This window comes from Flavobacterium sp., from assembly GCF_044376915.1.
Lineage (GTDB): Bacteria > Bacteroidota > Bacteroidia > Flavobacteriales > Flavobacteriaceae > Flavobacterium.
In genome coordinates, this window is record NZ_JBILKB010000013.1 from 1 (window position 1) to 15625 (window position 15625).

Here is a 15625-nt window from a genome sequence, read left to right on the forward strand (position 1 = left end):
GTTTTTTACTAATTTTATAGGAATGAATTTACTAAATTGGTTGTTCATTATTTTAACGTTAGTAAAAGCATATTATATTACTTGGGCATTCATGCACATGGAAGGTGAAAAAAAATGGTTCAGACGATCAATTGTTTGGACAGTAGTTTTTCTAATCCTATATTTATGTTTCATTATATTAATTGAGGGAGCCTACGTATTTGATATATACAAAACTGGACATATCAAGTGGAATTTTTAACACTTGTTTCTGTAATTTAATCCCGATTTTCATCGGGATTTTTTTTACTTTTGTATGAACTAAAATTAGTACTACTAATGAAAAATAAATTAGTCCTTATATTACTCTTTGTGTTGCCAATTGCAATTTATTTATTGTTCTCCACCGCCACGCACAATTCACTTTTTTTGCCAACTATCTCAAAAGCTAATGCAGATATTCCATCCCACTGGAAAGGTTTGAAAACTGAAAAAGTAGTAATGAAGGAGAAGATAACGGTTTTGGGTTTTGTGGGAAATAACGTCATTGAAAACAGAGGTAATTTTTTTAATTTAAATCAAAAGATATACAACAAATACAAAGGTTTTCAAGATTTTCAAATGGTCATGGTTACGCCAATGGGTAATGAAGCGAAAGCCCAACAAATTATTGATGAACTGGCTCCAATCACAGGAGAAATGACCGGATGGAAATTTGTCTTTGCAACCCCTCAAGAAATCCAATCATTTTATGATAGTTATCATTTGGCAGGAAAATTAGATGCAAATTTTGGAACTCCAGCCGTGATTATTGTCGATAAAGAACTGAATCATCGCGGTAGAAAGGGCAAAAACAAGAAAGGCCTTGAAGAGTATAAAGAAAGTTATAATACTATTTCTGCTGCCGATTTGCACAATGAAATGACCGATGATGTTAAAATTATATTACGCGAATACCGCCTAGCCCTCAAAAAGAATAAAAATGAACGAAAAGATGCTTTTAGAGATAACATCAAACAAAACATTGAAAGAAACAAATAAAAGGCATGAAGATTAAATCATACATTGGAATTTCATTCATCATACTCATTTTCGGAATTTGGGCAGTCCCTAAAATTATTGCAAAATTCCAAAAATCGGACTTGGTTGAAATTGGCCCTGTTCCTGCATTCGAATTGACAGATCAAAACAAAAAGAAAATTTCGAATACTGATTATTTGGGTAAAGTGTATGTGGTGGAGTTCTTCTTTTCCACTTGTCCCACTATTTGCCCAAAGATGAATCAAAGCATGTTGCAATTGCAAGAAGCATTTTATGGCAATCCTAATTTTGGATTGGTTTCGATTACGATTGATCCAGAACATGATACTGCATTAGTATTAAAAGAACATGCCGCCTTATTAGGTGTAAAACATTACAACTGGCATTTTTTAACGGGAGATAAAAGTTATATTTATAGCTTAGCCAACAAAGGGTTTAATTTATATGCTGGCGAAAACAATAAAGCAGCCGGTGGCTTTGAACATTCAGGGTTATTTGCTTTAGTAGATAAAGAAGGAAAAATAAGATGCAGAAAAGATGCACAAGGCAATCCCATTTTGTATTACGATGGATTAGAAACATCGGGTGTAGAAGCCATAAAAGAAGATATTAAAAAATTATTAGAAGAATAGTTTTCAAAACGTACATTACTTATATGTTTAAAAAATTAAAAAAATGGAAAATAATAAAGAAACAAAATACAATAAATTAATTATAGCATTGTCAATCGCAATTCCAGTAGTTGTGGTTTTACTTTTTGGTATAAACCTAAGAAAAATGGGTTTTGATGTGGCACCTTTATCGTTTTTACCACCAATTTATGCCACTATTAATGGAGTAACTGCTTTGCTTTTAGTTGCCGCTGTAATTGCCATTAAAAACGGAAATCGAAAGCTGCATGAAAATTTAATGAAAACAGCTATCGCTTGTTCGGTGGCGTTTTTAGGAATGTATGTTGCCTATCACATGACATCAGATTCTACAAAATTTGGTGGAGAAGGCCTCATTAAATATGTCTATTATTTTATTTTAATTTCACATATTGCATTATCGGTTATCATTATTCCATTGGTTTTAACTACTTACGTAAAAGCGTGGTCTCAACAATTTGATAAGCACAAAAAAATAGCTAAAATTACCTTCCCAATTTGGTTGTACGTTGCAGTTACGGGTGTGATAGTTTATTTGATGATATCGCCGTATTATGCTAGTTAAAGTTAAAAAGGGAAAAGAGAAAAGGGAAAAGAGTAAAGTTTTACACCTAGTTATTTTTTGCCTATTGCCTATTGCCTCAAAAGCCCAATGTGCCATGTGCCGTGCTGCGTTGGAAAGTGAAGACAATGGCGTAAAGGCTGAGGCTGTAAACGATGGTATTGTATATCTGATGGCTATTCCTTATGTTTTGGTTGGAATTTTAGGGTATGCAATTTATAAAATGCGCTATGCAAATAAAAAATAGTTTTAAGGGGATTACAGTATCTAACTTCTAAACTTTGTTTTACTCCATTCCATCAACTTTGATTTTTAATTTTCCAGAAGTGGTAATAAATGCAATGATCGCTTTGTCCGTCAATTCTACTTTTTCAAATTCAAAATCGTTAAGAACGCCATTTACAAAGACCCCTTTCATCGGGGAATAATTTGTCAAATATGGTTTCAAACTTTGTTTTCCTTCTTCTAAATTTGGTATGATGGAATACCTGCAATTTTCCTGAATTTTTGACAATATAGTCTCTTGCATTAACCAGTTGGCCGATTTTATTAAGATGCTTTTTGTATTGATAACATACTCCAATTGGTCAAAATAGATCTCTTTGCTTATGGCGTTATAATTAGGGATGCCAACTAAGTAGAGCGTTCCATTGATACTTCCCAATACATCTAAGGCAATCACAATTTTTCCGTCTTTGTGCCATAATGCGACCTTTTGTACCGTTATTTTTCGAGATCCCGAGCCAAATTCTTGACCTTGAAAATTTTTAGTCACGATACTACTTGCGCTTTCGTAGGTAGATACAGCTACTACAGAAGCTGTTGTTTTTTCTGGAATAGAACTAACCGGTTTTAATGTAATTTTTGAAGCGTCAAAACCATTTTTTGGTTGTTGGCCCACCATAGTTTGCATATTGCATTTTAGGCCCATCTCCATCGTAATTTTAGATTTCGAGAGTTTGGCTTCGGTCACATATAATTCAATTGGAACCATTTTAAACCAGCTTTCATAGCGTTCGCTCGTCATAAAGGGAACACTTAATTTTTCAATTACATTTAATACATGGGGTTTAAAATCACAAGTTCTATCAATCGCATTATCAATTTTTTTGGCAATTTTTTCTTTGAAAATACGCATTGTTGGATTGATGATATACGTAATTGGTATCTTTTTCCCGGCCACAAGTATAGTTGGACTATCACTCCAGGCAAAATCTTCAATTTTTGATTTTGTGGTCAATTTCCAATTGGTCAATTGTGGTGTACTATTCAATGTAATAGTGCCATTTAAAGAAATTTCCCGAGTATCATATAGTCCCAAAAAATCGGTTCCGTATTTAAATTTTGCCCATATTTTTAATGGAATTACAGATACAATATTGCCGTCTTTTTCACTCAGTAATATTGGTGCTGTTTTCCAAATTTTCATTTCGGTTTTGTCGTCATTTATTAAGGAGTCATTATAGATCAATCCTGATAATTTTTTATTTAACTGGTGTTCAATTTCCGAAAGAGAAATAGTAATCGGCATCGTTACAAATGAGGTCTTGTTTTTAAATACAATGGGGGCATCATTTGACGGACTTGGTCGCAGTGCTTCAATCTTATTTGTCGTTCCACATGAAACGAGTATGAAAAAGGTATAAAATAGACTTACAGTAAAAAAGGCGGACTTCATAGTATGTACTTTTTTTCCTTGTAAAAGTAAAATATTATATGATATGTGTAACAAAATTATAAAATCTTGGTCTTATAGGGTATGAGAATTAAAGTGCACAAAATGATAACGAAAAAAGTAGTGCTGGTGTTTCTATTTATAGGACTTCAAATGGCAGCCCAAGGAAAAAAATGGACTTTGGAAGAATGTGTAGATTATGCTATAAAGAACAATATTTCCATCAAGCAATCAGCGTTGGATGTAAATATTTCTTCCATTGAAAAACTGGAAGCACTTGGCGGTTTTTTACCAACATTTAACGCCAATGCAAATTATAGTGTGAATACGGGTGCAAGTATTAATCCTGTAACGAATCAATTTCAAAACCAAACCTTTAAATCATTTTCTGCGGGGGCCAGTTCAAATGTTGTACTTTTTAATGGTTTAGCCAATTGGAAAGTGGCACAACGTGCAAAATTAAGCAGTATTGCAAACGGTTATCGTTTGGACAAAATGAAAGATGATATTGCGCTTTCAGTTGCAAATTCTTATTTGCAAATTTTGTTCAATAAAGAGCAATTAAAAGTACAAGTTAACCAAAATCTAATTACCAAAGATAATATCAAACGCACGAAAGATTTAATCGAAGCCGGCGTTGTTCCTGCGGGTGATATTTATGAGTTACAAGCAACAGATGCTTCGCAACAGCAACAAATTATCAATACAGAGAATACTTTATTTATTTCTAAATTAGGTTTATGTCAGACCTTATTGTTGGAGAATTATGCCGCCTTTGATATTTCTGATGAAGTGATCGATTTGCCACTGTCTAATGTTACGAATGAAACACAAGAGGCCATTTTAGCAAAAGCTAGAGAATCTGTAAAAGAGGTTAAAATTGCACTTTCTAACGTAGATTTGGCCAAAAAAGATGTAGCCATTTCTCGATCTTCTTATTTGCCTACACTAAATGGTTTTGTTGGTTATAATACCCGCTGGTCTGAAAGCCCAATATTCAATTTTATTGACCAATTGTCATTGTTTGATGGGACTGGTGTTGGATTACAACTTAATATACCCATTTTAAATGGATTTGCAACACGCGGAAGAGTGCAACGCGCTAAAATTAATGAAGAACGCGCAACTTATCAATTAAAGCAAGCAGAGTTAGACTTGGAGCGAAATGTTTACCAAGCCTACAACGATGTTATAAATGCTCGAAAAGCATTTGAAGCAGCTCAAAAATCGCTAGAATCAAGAATGCAAGCCTACAATTTTTCTAAGGAAAGATATAATGTAGGATTGCAAAATGCTTTCGATTTTTCACAAGCAACTCTTGCTTTAGAAAATGCACAATCTGAAGTAATTCGAACAAAATATGATTATATCTTTAGAACTAAAATTTTAGAATTTTATTTCGGTATTTCATTATATAAAAAACAATAATTCAAAAAAATAAATTAATAGTCATGTCAAAAAAAAGCATATACATTTTAGCGGGAAGTGCTGTTGGAATTATTTTGTTGTTAATCGGTCTTAAAAAAGGGGGCGTGATTGGTAACACCGACGATTCAAAAATTGTTGAATTAGCAAAGGTTTCTCAAACTACTATCGTAGAAACCGTTTCAGCAACCGGTAAAATTCAACCTGAAATTGAAGTAAAAATTTCTTCTGAAGTATCTGGAGAAGTTATTGCTTTACCCGTTAAAGAAGGACAGCAAGTTAAAAAAGGTGATTTATTGGTTCGTATCAACCCCGATTTATATGAATCAGGTGTCAATCGTTCAGTGGCATCTATGTCAACAACAAAAGCTGGTTTGAGTCAGGCCGATGCCCAAGTTAAAGAGGCTAAAGCCAATTATGATCGTAACAAGAAATTATTTGAAAAAGGCATTATTTCAAAATCAGAATGGGATCGAATTGTTTCGACTTATGAAGTTTCGGTAGCCAATAAACAATCAGCCTATTACCAAGTGCAAAGTGCTTCTGCTACTGTCACAGAAGCAAAAGACAACTTAGGAAGAACCACAATTTATGCTCCAGCAGACGGAACAATTTCCTTATTAAATATCGAATTGGGTGAGCGTGTTCTCGGTACACAACAAATGGCAGGTACTGAAATTCTTAGAATTGCTAACTTGAACAATATGGAAGTTGAAGTAGATGTAAATGAAAATGACATTGTGAAAATAAACATTGGAGATTCAGCAAATATCGAAGTAGACGCCTATTTAAAAAGAGAATTTAAAGGTATTGTAACCAGTATTTCAAATTCAGCAAGTACTGCATTAACGGCTGATCAAGTGACTAATTTTAAAGTAAAAGTTAGAATACTAAAAGAGTCGTACCAAGATTTATTGGATGGAAAGCCTGAAAATTATTCCCCTTTTAGACCTGGAATGACAGCTACTGTTGATATCATTACCAAGCGTATGGAAAACATTGTTGCCGTTCCTATTAGTGCTGTTGTAATCAAAGACGATACCACTTCGGTGAAAAAAGATGTTGTTGCCGAATTGGAAAAGGAGGAACAAGAGAAAAAAGGTACGGCTCCAAAATCGGACAAAAAATTTGAATGTGTTTTTGTAAAAGTAGGGGATAAAGCCAAACTTCGAGTGGTTAAAACAGGAATTCAAGACGATTCAAATATTGAAATTGTTTCTGGATTAAAGCCGGGAGAAGAAATTATTATTGGTCCGTATATAACGGTTTCAAAAGATTTGGCATCCAATGACAAAGTAAAAATCGAATCCGAGAAAGATAAAAAAGCCAAAACAGAAGATAAAAAATAAAGTATTTAAACTTTTTGAGTTTAGATGAGGCGCTAGAAATAGCGTCTTATTTTTTTTAATCTAGATTACTCATTAACTTTGCGCATCAAAACACATTCATGGCAATTATATTAAACATTGAAACCGCTACAAAAAATTGTTCTGTATCATTAGCAAATGATGGAATAACTATAGCTTGCAAAGAATTAGCTACAGCGCATTTTTCTCATGCTGAAAAATTACATGTTTTTATTACCGAACTCTTGGAAGAAAATAACATACAATATGCCCATTTGGAAGCGGTAGCTATAAGTCAAGGGCCAGGTTCGTATACCGGACTTCGAATTGGGGTTTCTTCCGCAAAAGGATTGTGTTATGCTTTGAATATACCATTAATTGCCATCGATACGCTGCAATTATTGGCCCAACAAATAACTATTGAAAGTGGTAGTATTCTTCCTATGATTGATGCTCGAAGAAGAGAAGTATTTTCGTCGATTTATGATCCTAATTATAATCAAATTAGAGCTACTCAAGCCGAAATAATTGACGAAAACTCCTACCAAGAAATTAATGAGACGATTCATTTAGTGGGAGACGGAGCAGGAAAATTTAAAGATACATTAACCGATCCAAAATTTGTTTTTCACGACACCGTCGTATACCCTTCGGCAAATGAAATGAGCAGTTTATCTTTTGAAAAATTTCAAAATTCCGAATTTGTCGACGTGGCTTATTTTGAACCCTTTTATTTGAAAGATTTTCTTTTAGTGAAATAAATTACAATTTCACAACCGATTTACTAAATTCTAAAATGTCCGAATTTACTTGTGAAAAATCTTTATTTTTTGTCCATACTTTGACGGTAAATACAACTGTAGTTTCCGATAATTCATTGATCAATACTTCCGGTTTTGGTTCTTGGAGAATACAATTGTGATTGGAAGTAAACTGTATCAGACTATTTTTAATTTCATTGAAATCAGATTGGTAGCTAGTTTTTAATACAATATCGGCTCTTCTCACAGCCAACTGCGAATAATTCTTTATTTTACCATTTGATAATATAGCATTTGGAATATAAATCACTTGGTTTGTTGCCGTAATTAATTTGGTTGAAAAAAGCAATATTTCTGATACTTTACCTGTTTCACCTTGTGTTTCAATTGTATCACCTAATTTAAACGGTTTAAACAATACAATTAATATTCCTCCAGCAAAATTTGATAACGATCCTTGTAATGACAAACCTATAGCTAAACCTGCGGCGCCCAGAATGGCTACAAATGAAGAAGTTTCTATACCTAGTTTTGAAATTACTGTAACGATCAATACAACACGTAAAGTCCAAAAAACTAAATTTCCAATAAAATTTGATAACGTGAGCTCTACCTTTCTTTTGAGCATTATTTTTTTGGCTGCTTTTGTTATCATACTCGTAGCCCATAATCCTACTAGCAATAAAACAATAGCTACTACAAATTTTGGAGAATATTCTAGTATTACCGTTTTTAGGTTGTCATAATAGTTCTGAATTTCAATTTTTTTCATGGTATTAATTTTGTTTGAATTGCTTCATAAGTGGTTTCTGGGGTTAAACAGCTCTTATTTTCACAAAGGTAAAACAAGGTTTTGGATGGGACAAATCGATGGTTTAAAAAGGGTATTGAACTGTCTTTTGTACTCCCAGCAACAATAATATTTGGATGGTAATCTCGATTTATTTTAGATACTTCAATCACGGCATTTTCTCCACATATTGCAAGTTCTTTTCCCCTGTTTACGGTAATCCATAATTTTATCCAATTAGAATAAGCTGAAACATAATCTATTTTTACCGTTATGTGGTGCAACATTTGGCGAACAATTTTTTCATAATAGGGGTTGTGAAATAAGAGGCCTAATACATGTAAATTGCTAGCCATTACAGAATTAGCAGCAGGTATTACATTGTCTTCTACTTCAAAATGTGGTGCTATCAAAGGAGCTGCATTTCGGGGAGTAAAAGCAAAAAACTGTTGCTGTTCATCGTAAAATTGTTCGAAGCAATAATCGGTGAGTTGTTTGGCAATTTGTAAGTATTCGTCGTGTAATGTCACTTGATATAAGCTAATGAACGCTTCAATTGTGAAAGCATAATCTTCCAGAAAACCTTCAATCTTGGCCGTGTTATTTTTGTAAGAATGCCACAAACGACCTTCAGCTGCGCCTAATTTTTGCGTTAAAAATTGCGCATTCTTTTCAGCAGCTTCCAAATAAGAGGGCGCTCCAAGAGCTGCATAGGCATTAGAGTAGGCTTTGAGCATTAAGGCATTCCAAGAAGTGAGGCATTTGTCGTCCAATCTTGGTTTTGAACGAGCTTCTCTAATTTGGTATAATTGCTGCTCCCAAGCCGATTTTTTGGAAGCCATTTTTTCAACCGAAAGGTTATTTCTTTTGGCAATGACTGCGAGACTTTCATTTTGGATCAATACATAATTATCGTCTTCCCAATAGCCAAAGGAATTAATGTTGAATACCTCTGAAAAAAGTAAAAAATCATCCTTTAGAATGATTTCCAATTCTTTCTTTTTCCAAACATAAAAAGCACCTTCTGTTAAATGTTGATTGGCATCTATACTATCGGCATCTAATGAGGCATAAAATCCACCATTAGAATCTGTTAGTTCTTCGTCAACAAACGAGATGGTTTTTTCAATAATTGATTTAAATATTGGGTTATGGGTTCTTTTGTAGGCATCAGCATATACCGAAATTAACTGAGCATTATCATACAACATTTTTTCAAAATGCGGTACGTGCCATTTTAGATCTACAGAATATCTTGAAAATCCACCCCCTACGGTATCAAACAATCCGCCATATGCCATTTTGGTCAACGTTAAATCAACGTGGTTAATTATCGCGTCATCTTGGTATAAGTACCCATAATATTGAAGAGCATCTAAATTAGTTGGCATCATGAATTTGGGTGCTCGGGTATACCCTCCAAATTCTAAATCAAAACTTTTTTTCCATTTTTCTATATGGAGGTGAATGTTTTCAAACGGGAATTCGTCCGAAAGGGTATTGTGTGATACCATTCCAAGGGCGTTTAATCCTTCTTTCATTTTTTCTGCATATTCCATTATTCTCCCTGGATTGTTCTGAAATAATTGGGCCAGTTGAAGTAAGGTTTCCATCCAGTTGGTTTTATTTACATAAGTGGCTCCCCAAATAGGACGGCCATCGGGTAAACAAACGACGTTTAACGGCCAACCTCCTTGTCCGGTCATCATTTGCAAGGCTTTCATATAAATCGCATCCACATCTGGGCGTTCTTCTTTATCTACTTTAATAGCTACAAAATGGGCATTCATCAAATCGGCTACTTCCTGATCTTCAAAACATTCGTGTTCCATTACATGGCACCAATGGCAGGCGGCATAGCCAATACTGATCAAAATAAGTTTATTCTCTTTTTTAGCCGTAGCTAATGTTTCTTCATACCACGCTTTCCAAAAAATAGGATTGCTGGCATGCTGTATTAAATACGGACTGGTTTCTAGGTGTAATTCATTCATAAAAAAAGCGCTCCATTCGAACGCTTAAAGTTAAATATTTTTAAATAGTAATTAACCATTAATGGCCTCAACTTTGATATTTGGGTCTTTGAGCATATCCTTTAACATGTTTTCAATGCCGTTTTTCAATGTAAATGTAGAAGAAGGGCAACCGCTACAAGCACCTTGTAATATTACTTTTACTCTTTTTTCACTAGGATCAAAGGAATCAAAAACAATGTTTCCGCCATCACTTTGTACGGCCGGTTTTACATATTCTTCAATAATATTGATAATTTGTTGGGAAGTAACATCCAAATTTTCAAAATAACTTTCTTGTTGTTTTTGATGATTGTCAGTTTTTACAATTGCTGTTTCATCAATTATAATCCCCCCATTTTCAATAAAACCTTTAATGAATGTTCTCAATTCAAGGGTTATTTCATCCCATTCAGTAACGGCAAATTTGGTAATTGAAACATAGTTTTCATCGATAAAAACTTCCTTCACAAACGGAAATGTAAAAAGTTCTTTTGCTAAAGGAGAGGCTGCAGTTTCGTCAATATTTTTAAATTCTACCGGTGTTTTGGTCAGTAATTTATTACAAGCAAATTTTAATACTGCCGGATTTGGCGTGGTCTCTGCATATACTGTAACTGGTATTTTTTTATTTTTTGATTCGTCAACTAGCACAATTTTACCACCTTTGTTGATGAAATCACTAATTTGGTCTGCAACTTCATTTTGAACATCTTCCCATTCTACAATCGAAAATTTTTCGATAGCTATAAAATTACCCGAAATATAAACTGTTTTTACAAAGGGTAAAAAAAACAATTGTTTTGCTAAGGGTGATGCTTGCGTTTCATCAATATTTTTGAATTCAAAATTGTCGGTTCGAACAATGAACTCGTCAAATTCAAATTTTAAGATGGAAGGGTTGTTGGTTGGTTTTATCGCTAATATTTGCATTTTGTACTTGTTTTTGGCAAAGATAGTAACAATTATATGGCATTCGAAATTATTTATTTTTTTACAATAAAATTAACTATTGCTTAAAAGGGAAGCCTGTAAAATATATAAATTAGGGTGTATTTTTTTACCATTTACTCAAATAAATGAAAATTAATTTTTCCTATATGGTTCATTATTCTTTTGTAACTATTTGATTTTCATTGTTAAATACCAAATATTCTAAAAAAAAATTTAGAAGTATAATTTTTTCCTTCAATTACAAGAATATTTTAAAATAAAGATACAATTAAAACACAAAATTTATATCTTTGACCATTACGCTTAAAAAGAATGAAAGGGATCGAATTTCAATTGTTTTTGAGTAGCGAATAAAAATAAAAATCAAGTCTCATTATCATATAATTAGGTACCAAGGATGAATTTTAAAAAAAGTTTTTTTGTTGTAGCATTTTTAGTTGTGCAATTTACCTATTCGCAAGAAGGGGTTGCAGTATATTCTGATTATTTATCAGACAACTATTATCTTATACATCCTTCAATGGCTGGTGCTGCGAATTGTGGTAAAATAAGACTTACTGGTCGTCAGCAATGGTTTGGTCAAGAAGATGCTCCCGCATTGCAAACCATGAGTTTCAATACTTCTTTAGATGAAGAGGGTACTTCAGGTATCGGAATGATATTATTCAATGATAAAAATGGATACCATTCACAACGTGGGGGTAAGTTAACGTATGCACACCATTTGCGATTTTCTAGAAGTACAATCGATTTAAACCAATTGTCATTTGGGGTGAGTGCAGCGTTTATTCAGAGCACATTGGATGGAACAGACTTTACGGGTTTTGATCCGGTTATTGTGCCCGGTGTAATTCAAAAAGACGCTTATTTTAATGTAGATTTAGGAGTTTCTTATCATTACATGGATTTCTTTACGCATTTTACGATCAAGAATTTTTTAGCAAATCAACGAAGAGAGTTGTATTCGGAAGGATTTGAATCGGATAATTTAAGCAAGTATTTGTGGAGTGCAGGTGCTGTTTTTGGTGATGATAGCGATTTATTGTTTGAACCCTCTTTAATGTTACAATATACTTCAGAAACTAAGGAAAAAGCAATTGATTTAAACTTGAAAGTATACAAAGAGCTTGATTTTGGAAAACTCTGGGGTGGCTTATCCTACAGAAGAAGTTTTGATGGTGCTCAATATGTAAGCAATACTAACAGTATCGAAGAGCAAAAATTGCAATGGATAACACCTATTATAGGACTGAACTACGATAAATTCATGTTTTCATACACGTATTCTCATATTATGGGGGATGTTAAATTTGACAATGCTGGTTTTCATCAACTTACACTTGGAATTAATATTTTCTGTAAGGATAAAGAATGGGATTGTAACTGTCCTGCAGTAAATTAATTTTATATAATAGTATATCTGTCCCGATTTATCGGGACATTTTTTTTAAATATAATGAAATGCTAATAAAAGAAATAAACGGAAAGTATCCTCAAATTCCGAGTGATTGTTATGTAGCAGAAAATGCAACTATTGTAGGAGATGTTGTATTAGGATCCAATTGTAGTGTTTGGTTCAATGCCGTTATTCGTGGTGATGTAAATTCAATACGTATCGGTGATAAAGTAAACATACAAGATGGAGCAGTAATTCATTGTACCTATCAAAAACATCCTACTATCATTGGCAATAATGTTTCGATCGGTCATAATGCAATAGTTCATGGCTGTACTGTAAAGGATAATGTACTAATAGGTATGGGTGCCATTATTATGGATAATTGTATCATTGAAAGCAATTCAATTGTTGCGGCGGGATCCGTGATTACCCAAAATACAGTCGTTGAATCGGGTTGTATATATGCGGGTGTGCCAGCGAAAAAAGTAAAAGATATTGATCAAAGCGATTTTGCTGGCGAAATAGAACGGATTTCAAATAACTACGTTATGTATTCGGGTTGGTTTAAAGACCCAGAATAATATTAGAAATTTTTATAGGATATTGTATCAATTGGATCTAATATCTTTTTCAATACATCCGTTGTGCTGTTGGTGTAAAATAGTGAAGTTGGAGCACTGTTCGACACATTTAGCAAGTCGCGTTCTTCGAGTATTTTCTTAGTTTGCTTGGCAACGGCTTCTCCAGAATCAATGATTTTTATCTTGGATGGAATAATTTTTTTGATCTGCGGAATCAAATAGGGGTAATGACTACAGCCCAATACTAAGTAATCGATATTTTTTTCTACCATTGGGAGTAAATACGATTTTAGTAATTCATTCATCTCTTCCGACGCTATAGCATCATTTTCAATTAATTGCACGAGTCCGTGGCCTATTTGTTCCACAATTTTCACATCAGGGTGTTTTGCCACGTTTTCATGAAATAAAGCGCTGTTTAGGGTTCCCTTTGTGGCTAATATTCCAATGGTTTGTGTTTTCGATTGTAAGGCTGCAGGTTTAATCGCGGGTTCAATCCCAATAAAGGGGACTTTGTACTTAACTCTCAATTCTTTTATGGCATTTGTAGTTGCGGTATTGCATGCTACTACAATCAACTTGCAATTTTGTTCGAGTAGTATCTCCGTATTTTTTTCGCTTAAGAAGATGATTTCTTCTTTTGATTTTAAGCCATAGGGTGCATTCTTACTATCGGCAAGATAAATTGTATTTTCGTTGGGTAACAATGCATGTACTTCTTTCCATATCGAAGTGCCGCCAATACCCGAATCAAATAAACCTATTGGATCTATACTATTCATAGTAACAAAAATAAAAAAAAACGGCTCAATCCAATTAGGTATGAGCCGTTATTTTTTAAAATATTAAGACGAATTAGTATCCTAACTCTTTTTTAACTGCTGCTAATAAATCCTCACCATCAGCAACCAATACGCCGCTTCCATTTGTAGCGTCTAATACGTAGGTGATTTGTTTTGCTTTGGCTACTTTTTTAATGGCAGCTTGTGCTTTTTCCATGATTGGTTTTAATAAATCTATTTCTTTTTGTCCCAATTCTTTTTGAGCAGTTTGTTGATATAGCTGAATGCGTGACCCCATATCTTGCATTTCTTTTTGACGCGTTTCATTTAAAACATCTCCAGCAGTCGCAGCTTCTTGCTCATATTTTTGTCCTTTAGTTTGGTATTCACTTACCATTCCTTTATATTCTTTGTCATAAGTTTCTTGAATTTTCTTTAACTGGTCTTGAGCCGTTTTCATTTCTGTCATAGAAGTCATTAAAGCTTGAACATCAATATGAGCTACTTTTGTTTGCGCTGATACTTGTGTTCCAATAAAAAGTATAACTACGATTGCTAACGATTTTAATTGTTTCATTGTTTTAATTTAATTTAGGTTATTTACTCTTTTTTCTCTGTTTTTTGTTCTTTTGCTTTCATTGCGGCAGCTCTTTCTTCTGCCATTTTTTTCTTTTTTTCATCCAACGCTTTCTTGCGCTCTTCTATTTTTTTATTGCGTTGGTCTATCGCTTTTTGTTTGATTTCTTCCGGGGTTAATTTCTTTTCCGTTGGAATTATTTTATCAGACGCTACAGCATCTACTTTTTCAGTTGCAGCTTCTCCGGTTGGAACTTCTTTTTCAATTACTGTGCCATTTTTCTTAGCATCTCTTTCTTCTAATAATTTTTTTCTCTTTTCAGCGGCTTGTAATTTTTTGTCTTCAATAGCTTTTTGGCGTTCTTCCAATAATTTTTCACGGGCTGCTTTTTTCTCGTCTAAGATTCTTTGTCGTTCTGCAATTGCAGGATTTTCATCTTGCGCTTCTTTTGCTGCTTCTAATGCCTCTTTCGCCTCCAATGCTTTTAGTTGCTTTTTGCTCATCTCTTCTCTTTTTTGAGAAGTTGTTAGTTTTTTTACAACAAGATCACTAATATCATATTTTTTATCTGCAAATAGCATTGTTAAATCGGAGGCTCTATCAAAAACAAAATCATATTTTTTTTGTTCGGCTACATCTTGAACAATAGTAAATATTTGATCTTGTATGGGCTTTACTAAAACCGATTTTTGTACGATTAGATCGCCTCTAGGACCAAATTTTTTTTCTTGGTAATCAAGTAGTTCTTTCTCGAAATAAGCAATCTCTTCTTCACGCTCTTCTATTAATTCCTTGGTCAAAAGTATGCGTTCAGTTTTCAAACTTTCTTTAAGAGTAGTCAGTTCTGTTCTTTTGGCTTCAATTTCTTTCTTCCAATTTTGCGCTTTTTGTTCCAGTTGATTTATAGCTTCTGCGTAGTCAGGGACTTTTTCCAATATGTACTCCATGTCAATATATGCAATTTTCACTCCTTTGGCTGTTTGCGCCGAAGCAATAGCTGAGATGAACACAAGGAATAACACTATTTTTTTCATAAATTCTAGGTTGTCTTTTGTAAATAAAGTAATACGCTAAATACGAACTACTTTACT

Annotated in this window: 17 protein-coding genes; 10 read left to right on the forward strand and 7 right to left on the reverse strand. The window is 33.6% G+C overall.

The window, feature by feature from the left end; translation table 11 throughout:
• The 5 genes from ACIQ6Z_RS02520 to ACIQ6Z_RS02540 form a co-directional block, all read left to right on the forward strand.
• A partial coding sequence (locus tag ACIQ6Z_RS02520; RefSeq protein WP_396209363.1) for a cytochrome C oxidase subunit IV family protein occupies positions 1 to 241 on the forward strand: 241 nt, incomplete at its 5' end.
• A gap of 77 nt (positions 242 to 318) precedes the next feature.
• A complete protein-coding gene (locus tag ACIQ6Z_RS02525) occupies positions 319 to 1020 on the forward strand; it encodes a hypothetical protein (RefSeq protein WP_396209364.1) in 702 nt (233 codons plus the stop codon).
• A gap of 5 nt (positions 1021 to 1025) precedes the next feature.
• On the forward strand, positions 1026 to 1652 hold the full coding sequence (locus ACIQ6Z_RS02530; protein ID WP_396209365.1) for an SCO family protein: 627 nt from the start codon (positions 1026 to 1028) through the stop codon (positions 1650 to 1652).
• Positions 1653 to 1695: 43 nt separating this feature from the next.
• Positions 1696 to 2235: a DUF420 domain-containing protein gene (locus ACIQ6Z_RS02535; protein ID WP_396209366.1), complete on the forward strand. Its 540-nt coding sequence runs from the start codon at positions 1696 to 1698 to the stop codon at positions 2233 to 2235.
• Complete coding sequence (locus ACIQ6Z_RS02540) at positions 2225 to 2479, forward strand: hypothetical protein (protein ID WP_396209367.1); 255 nt, start codon at positions 2225 to 2227, stop codon at positions 2477 to 2479. The genes ACIQ6Z_RS02535 and ACIQ6Z_RS02540 overlap by 11 nt, the downstream gene beginning before the upstream one ends.
• Positions 2480 to 2518: 39 nt before the next feature.
• On the opposite strand, the gene ACIQ6Z_RS02545 is transcribed toward ACIQ6Z_RS02540, so the two are convergent.
• Positions 2519 to 3910, reverse strand: coding sequence for a DUF4403 family protein (locus tag ACIQ6Z_RS02545; RefSeq protein WP_396209368.1), 1392 nt, complete (start codon positions 3908 to 3910; stop codon positions 2519 to 2521).
• A 102-nt stretch (positions 3911 to 4012) separates the two neighbouring features.
• On the opposite strand from ACIQ6Z_RS02545, the gene ACIQ6Z_RS02550 reads away from it, so the two are divergent.
• The 3 genes from ACIQ6Z_RS02550 (at position 4013) to tsaB (ending at position 7439) form a co-directional block, all read left to right on the forward strand.
• Complete coding sequence (locus ACIQ6Z_RS02550) at positions 4013 to 5335, forward strand: TolC family protein (RefSeq protein WP_396209369.1); 1323 nt, start codon at positions 4013 to 4015, stop codon at positions 5333 to 5335.
• A gap of 23 nt (positions 5336 to 5358) precedes the next feature.
• Positions 5359 to 6681 carry an efflux RND transporter periplasmic adaptor subunit gene (locus tag ACIQ6Z_RS02555; RefSeq protein WP_396209370.1) on the forward strand — a complete coding sequence of 441 codons (1323 nt, stop codon included), beginning with the start codon at positions 5359 to 5361 and terminating at the stop codon, positions 6679 to 6681.
• 98 nt (positions 6682 to 6779) lie between these two features.
• Complete coding sequence (gene tsaB, locus ACIQ6Z_RS02560) at positions 6780 to 7439, forward strand: tRNA (adenosine(37)-N6)-threonylcarbamoyltransferase complex dimerization subunit type 1 TsaB (RefSeq protein ID WP_396209371.1); 660 nt, start codon at positions 6780 to 6782, stop codon at positions 7437 to 7439.
• 1 nt (position 7440) lies between these two features.
• On the opposite strand, the gene ACIQ6Z_RS02565 is transcribed toward tsaB, so the two are convergent.
• Genes ACIQ6Z_RS02565 through ACIQ6Z_RS02575 form a run of 3 tightly spaced genes read right to left on the reverse strand, consistent with a single transcriptional unit; the run spans position 7441 to position 11174 of the window.
• Positions 7441 to 8211, reverse strand: coding sequence for a mechanosensitive ion channel family protein (locus ACIQ6Z_RS02565; RefSeq protein WP_396209372.1), 771 nt, complete (start codon positions 8209 to 8211; stop codon positions 7441 to 7443).
• Positions 8208 to 10223, reverse strand: coding sequence for a thioredoxin domain-containing protein (locus tag ACIQ6Z_RS02570; protein WP_396209373.1), 2016 nt, complete (start codon positions 10221 to 10223; stop codon positions 8208 to 8210). The genes ACIQ6Z_RS02565 and ACIQ6Z_RS02570 overlap by 4 nt, the downstream gene beginning before the upstream one ends.
• Positions 10224 to 10274: 51 nt before the next feature.
• Entirely contained in the window at positions 10275 to 11174 is a 900-nt protein-coding gene (locus ACIQ6Z_RS02575; RefSeq protein ID WP_396209374.1) for a NifU family protein, read from the reverse strand.
• A 418-nt stretch (positions 11175 to 11592) separates the two neighbouring features.
• Here ACIQ6Z_RS02575 and ACIQ6Z_RS02580 point away from each other — a divergent pair, with 418 nt between their 5' ends.
• Both ACIQ6Z_RS02580 and ACIQ6Z_RS02585 read left to right on the forward strand, forming a co-directional pair.
• Positions 11593 to 12597, forward strand: a complete 1005-nt coding sequence (locus tag ACIQ6Z_RS02580; RefSeq protein ID WP_396209375.1) for a type IX secretion system membrane protein PorP/SprF — start codon at positions 11593 to 11595, stop codon at positions 12595 to 12597.
• Between the two features lie 59 nt (positions 12598 to 12656).
• Positions 12657 to 13175, forward strand: coding sequence for a gamma carbonic anhydrase family protein (locus ACIQ6Z_RS02585; protein ID WP_396209376.1), 519 nt, complete (start codon positions 12657 to 12659; stop codon positions 13173 to 13175).
• Between the two features lie 2 nt (positions 13176 to 13177).
• Here ACIQ6Z_RS02585 and murI read toward each other — a convergent pair whose 3' ends face one another.
• From murI to ACIQ6Z_RS02600, 3 genes are all read right to left on the reverse strand, one after another.
• Positions 13178 to 13957, reverse strand: coding sequence for a glutamate racemase (murI, locus tag ACIQ6Z_RS02590; protein WP_396209377.1), 780 nt, complete (start codon positions 13955 to 13957; stop codon positions 13178 to 13180).
• 73 nt (positions 13958 to 14030) lie between these two features.
• Positions 14031 to 14534: an OmpH family outer membrane protein gene (locus ACIQ6Z_RS02595; protein ID WP_396209378.1), complete on the reverse strand. Its 504-nt coding sequence runs from the start codon at positions 14532 to 14534 to the stop codon at positions 14031 to 14033.
• A gap of 23 nt (positions 14535 to 14557) precedes the next feature.
• Complete coding sequence (locus tag ACIQ6Z_RS02600) at positions 14558 to 15568, reverse strand: OmpH family outer membrane protein (protein ID WP_396209379.1); 1011 nt, start codon at positions 15566 to 15568, stop codon at positions 14558 to 14560.
• Between the last annotated feature and the right edge of the window lie 57 nt (positions 15569 to 15625).

Coding starts and splice junctions, on each gene's coding strand:
- ACIQ6Z_RS02525 (WP_396209364.1), top strand. CDS start 319: ATGAAAAATAAATTAGTCCTTATATTACTCTTTGTGTTGCCAATTGCA.
- ACIQ6Z_RS02530 (WP_396209365.1), top strand. CDS start 1,026: ATGAAGATTAAATCATACATTGGAATTTCATTCATCATACTCATTTTC.
- ACIQ6Z_RS02535 (WP_396209366.1), top strand. CDS start 1,696: ATGGAAAATAATAAAGAAACAAAATACAATAAATTAATTATAGCATTG.
- ACIQ6Z_RS02540 (WP_396209367.1), top strand. CDS start 2,225: ATGCTAGTTAAAGTTAAAAAGGGAAAAGAGAAAAGGGAAAAGAGTAAA.
- ACIQ6Z_RS02545 (WP_396209368.1), bottom strand. CDS start 3,910: ATGAAGTCCGCCTTTTTTACTGTAAGTCTATTTTATACCTTTTTCATA.
- ACIQ6Z_RS02550 (WP_396209369.1), top strand. CDS start 4,013: ATGATAACGAAAAAAGTAGTGCTGGTGTTTCTATTTATAGGACTTCAA.
- ACIQ6Z_RS02555 (WP_396209370.1), top strand. CDS start 5,359: ATGTCAAAAAAAAGCATATACATTTTAGCGGGAAGTGCTGTTGGAATT.
- tsaB (WP_396209371.1), top strand. CDS start 6,780: ATGGCAATTATATTAAACATTGAAACCGCTACAAAAAATTGTTCTGTA.
- ACIQ6Z_RS02565 (WP_396209372.1), bottom strand. CDS start 8,211: ATGAAAAAAATTGAAATTCAGAACTATTATGACAACCTAAAAACGGTA.
- ACIQ6Z_RS02570 (WP_396209373.1), bottom strand. CDS start 10,223: ATGAATGAATTACACCTAGAAACCAGTCCGTATTTAATACAGCATGCC.
- ACIQ6Z_RS02575 (WP_396209374.1), bottom strand. CDS start 11,174: ATGCAAATATTAGCGATAAAACCAACCAACAACCCTTCCATCTTAAAA.
- ACIQ6Z_RS02580 (WP_396209375.1), top strand. CDS start 11,593: ATGAATTTTAAAAAAAGTTTTTTTGTTGTAGCATTTTTAGTTGTGCAA.
- ACIQ6Z_RS02585 (WP_396209376.1), top strand. CDS start 12,657: ATGCTAATAAAAGAAATAAACGGAAAGTATCCTCAAATTCCGAGTGAT.
- murI (WP_396209377.1), bottom strand. CDS start 13,957: ATGAATAGTATAGATCCAATAGGTTTATTTGATTCGGGTATTGGCGGC.
- ACIQ6Z_RS02595 (WP_396209378.1), bottom strand. CDS start 14,534: ATGAAACAATTAAAATCGTTAGCAATCGTAGTTATACTTTTTATTGGA.
- ACIQ6Z_RS02600 (WP_396209379.1), bottom strand. CDS start 15,568: ATGAAAAAAATAGTGTTATTCCTTGTGTTCATCTCAGCTATTGCTTCG.